Origin of the sequence: Streptomyces sp. URMC 126 (assembly GCF_051386555.1) — a bacterium.
GTDB lineage: Bacteria > Actinomycetota > Actinomycetes > Streptomycetales > Streptomycetaceae > Streptomyces.
This window is the reverse complement of record NZ_JBPQTX010001060.1, coordinates 1-256: the sequence shown is the minus strand read 5'-3', so window position 1 is coordinate 256 and position 256 is coordinate 1. Positions and strand designations below refer to the sequence as shown.

The window sequence follows — 256 nt, the reverse complement described above, 5'->3', positions numbered from 1 at the left end:
CTCTCGCGCCACAAGACCGCCCGGCTCACCTCGCGGACGATCACCAACGAGAAGGTGCTCTTCACCAAGCTGGACAACCAGCCGCCCACGGTGCCGGTGCTGGACCTCCAGGAGTACGCGGTGGGCACGGTCTGCGCGGCCGTGCCGATCACCGCCGGCAAGTCGGTGGGCTGTCTGGCGCTGTCCATGCCGGTCGAGCACGCCCATCGGCTCCGCAAGGCCGCGGACACCCTCAACCGCCGGGCGGCCCCGGTGC

1 protein-coding gene is annotated in these 256 nt (G+C 71.5%); it reads left to right on the top strand.

What is annotated here, in order from left to right:
- Positions 1–256: IclR family transcriptional regulator domain-containing protein (locus ACSNOK_RS35090; RefSeq protein WP_436784748.1), on the top strand; the 256-nt coding region annotated here is incomplete at both ends.